The sequence below is a fragment of the Microbulbifer hainanensis genome, assembly GCF_014904735.1.
GTDB lineage: Bacteria > Pseudomonadota > Gammaproteobacteria > Pseudomonadales > Cellvibrionaceae > Microbulbifer > Microbulbifer hainanensis.
In genome coordinates, this window is sequence record NZ_JACZCR010000053.1 from 1 (window position 1) to 2875 (window position 2875).

General features: G+C 45.1%; 3 protein-coding genes and 1 pseudogene. All 4 read left to right on the forward strand.

The features are described from left to right. Nucleotides 1-56 precede the first annotated feature (56 nt). Nucleotides 57-740: a hypothetical protein gene (locus tag IG168_RS19065; protein WP_193166204.1), complete on the forward strand. Its 684-nt coding sequence runs from the start codon at nucleotides 57-59 to the stop codon at nucleotides 738-740. A gap of 151 nt (nucleotides 741-891) precedes the next feature. Continuing rightward, complete coding sequence (locus IG168_RS19070; RefSeq protein ID WP_193166205.1) at nucleotides 892-1251, forward strand: hypothetical protein; 360 nt, start codon at nucleotides 892-894, stop codon at nucleotides 1249-1251. A 258-nt stretch (nucleotides 1252-1509) separates the two neighbouring features. Then, the gene (locus IG168_RS19075) at nucleotides 1510-1878 is read left to right on the forward strand and encodes a transposase (RefSeq protein ID WP_193166206.1); all 369 of its coding nucleotides are present in this window, start codon (nucleotides 1510-1512) and stop codon (nucleotides 1876-1878) included. Nucleotides 1879-2003: 125 nt separating this feature from the next. Further along, nucleotides 2004-2732, forward strand: a pseudogene (locus tag IG168_RS19080) (IS3 family transposase); the annotation flags it as partial. Nucleotides 2733-2875 lie beyond the last annotated feature (143 nt).

Sequence of the window (2875 nt, forward strand, 5' to 3'; positions counted from 1 at the left end):
GGCGCAAAAGCTGCCAACTATTTCGGGCCGCAGAGCCATGCGTTAGGCCGCCGTACATGAACAACGAGGAAAGAATGTCTAAAGTGGTGTGGAAAGAGGGATCTGTAATAAGTATTGAAACTAGACTGGGTTTGTTCACTTTGGCGCAGATGGCGAAATCCCCATATCTGATATTTTTCAATATTTTTAGACGGGAACAAAATTGGGGCGATGTCGATTTAAATGAAGTGCCAGTTTTGTTTTGCAAAGCAATTACAAGGCAGTTTCTTAAATTTAGTAATGTTCGTAAGCAAAAGGTAGCTGCACCAAAAAATGATTTGAGTTTGCCTGATAAATGGATACACGGATATAGCGCAAGTAGACTTGTAACGGTATGGGAGGGCACTCCTAAAGAACGCAAATTCGTCTTTATCGGTGACGGTGGTGATCTGGTAAGGATAGATATAAATAATCACAAAGGTGGGCCATACAAACACCGTAGCGGGGTATATGATGAAGTTTTGGAAGAGAATATTAAAGACTCGGATGTAATTAATTCGTATGAGTTGACAGGCCAGGCTGTATTTCCGTCAATGAACGAAAGACTATATTTATGTTCACTCGAAGGAAAAAACGTTGATCCGGAGAAGGTCATTAAATTTAATCTTCCAATTCCAGATGTATTTGATACTTATATTAATATTTTATCCGCTAAAGATGACGATGACCGCAATGCAATGCTTAGCTTATACAAAGCTTAGCTTCATGATTAAAGAGCAGAACATGCCTAACAATCAGCAGCAAGGGACCCCGTTACGTTCCGGCAACTTGTGGTTCGCTGCGCTCACTTTACCACAAGTTACCTCCACTCCACGGGGCCCCTGTGCCGGGCGTTATGAGTAATACTTACCTATGATAAAAAATATTTCGGCTACAATTTTAATATTAGTTTCAAATATAGCTATTGCTTGCAACGATAACAAAGTTAATATCTACAAATATGTAACTGATTCAAAGGTAGAAAAAACCGAAATTATTAGTGGTTGCCGAAATGTAAATTTTTTGCTGACTCCTAAATTTTTTAATGAGGGTCATTACTTAGGTGCAATGATGGTAAATATAAAGAGTCCTTCAGGTGGCCTCCTTGCCAGCATTCCGGTGTCAATATCTGAAGAATCTGGCTATAGAACTGCCAATGCTTGTTTGTCTGAAATTGCATTGAAAAATAGTGAACTAGAATTTATTTTTTACATCAATCTCGAGCTGAGCTAATCGACAATGGTTATCAAGTGCAAGGGGGTATGGCTTGCCTTCATACCGAAAAGGTACAGCTTACCAGTCTCATAGAAACTCATAACAAAGCCAGGCAGTAAGCTACGGGCCTTTGGCCCTTCGCGGGACGCCCAACGCTGTGCACATATTGCGCGGGTCGCTACGCTCCCAAATTTCGCACAATATGTGCACAGCTTTGGCCGCTGATCTGTAACCACTTTCGTGGACGGTATTCACTGTTCATGAAAGAGGTCCAGAATGGGACAAACAAAAAAGCGTAACTACGATCGTTACACATTGGCTTACAAACTTCAGGCCGTTAAATTGGCCAATCATCCTGACGTTAGGTCAAAGGATGTGGCAGAATCTCTCGGCATACATCCGGTGATGCTGTATCGGTGGCAGATGGAGCGCCGCCGAGGAGAGCTGAAGGAAAATAAGCATATGAAGCCATCCAAGCCATCACCTAAACGTCGTCCTGATAGAGCTGATCCAGTAAAAGAAGCTGAGGAGAAATTGGCCTCCGCAGAAAAGAAGATCAAGAAACTGGAGAGGGAACTGGCAAACCGTAATGACGAGATTGATTTGCTAAAAAAGGCCGAGCGGTTCTTCCAGCGGAAAAAGTAAAGCTCTTCGAGCTGGTTGAGAAGAACCGCAAAGGGCGAGATGTCAGAAAACTGTGTAACCTGCTAGGTGTATCGAAAAGCGGTTTCTATGCTTGGCGCACTCGTTAAGAGTGTGAGCGGCGCAAGCATGATCGCCGCCTTACAGACGCCATTGTCGAGCTGCACCAGGGGTTCAGAAAGGCTTACGGAGCGCGTCGAGTACACCAACAGCTGAAGCGCAGAGGCTTATCCTGTAGCGTCAGGCGTGTATCACGTCTTATGAAGGGAGCTGGCATAAAAGCTTCAAGTAGAGGCCTCTATACGTGGAATCCTGGCAAGCATGAATTTTATTCTGCTACGGGCAATCAGCTTGGCGCGGAAGATCCGGCGGATTCCTCGGGTCGGCAGTGGGCCGGAGACTTTACCTATATCAAGACGGGTACTGGCTGGATATATCATGCCGTTGTGATCGACTTATTCACAAGATCAGTAGTCGGATGGTCATTCAGTAGAAAGCGGAATAGCGAGCTGACGAAAAGCGCACTTAAGATGGCCTTGGCGCGTCAGCGCCCACAAGCAGGGTGCATCTTCCATTCTGATCAGGGAATTGAATATGCAGCACATGAGTATCGTGAGCTTGTTGAATCGGCAGGTATGACGCGGAGCATGAGTCGAAGGGGCAATCCTCTGGATAATGCCATTGTAGAATCGTTCTTCCATAGCATGAAGACGGAACTTGTTCATCAGAGGATGTTTGAGAACGAAATCGATGCTGTTGCGCATATCATCGAATACATCGAGTTCTATAATCGAGAGCGGCTTCATTCCAGCCTCGATTACCAATCGCCGTCAGAGTATGAAAAACTGGCGGCATAAAGTGTCCACAAAAGTGGTAGCAGATCACGCCCCTGCTGGCGGCGTTAGACGGAAGACTTACCCACGCTTAGTAGACACTCTGTATAGTTAGGTTTCGGCCTAACACGGAGGTGTACCATGGGTAAGAAGAGAACTCAGGCTTA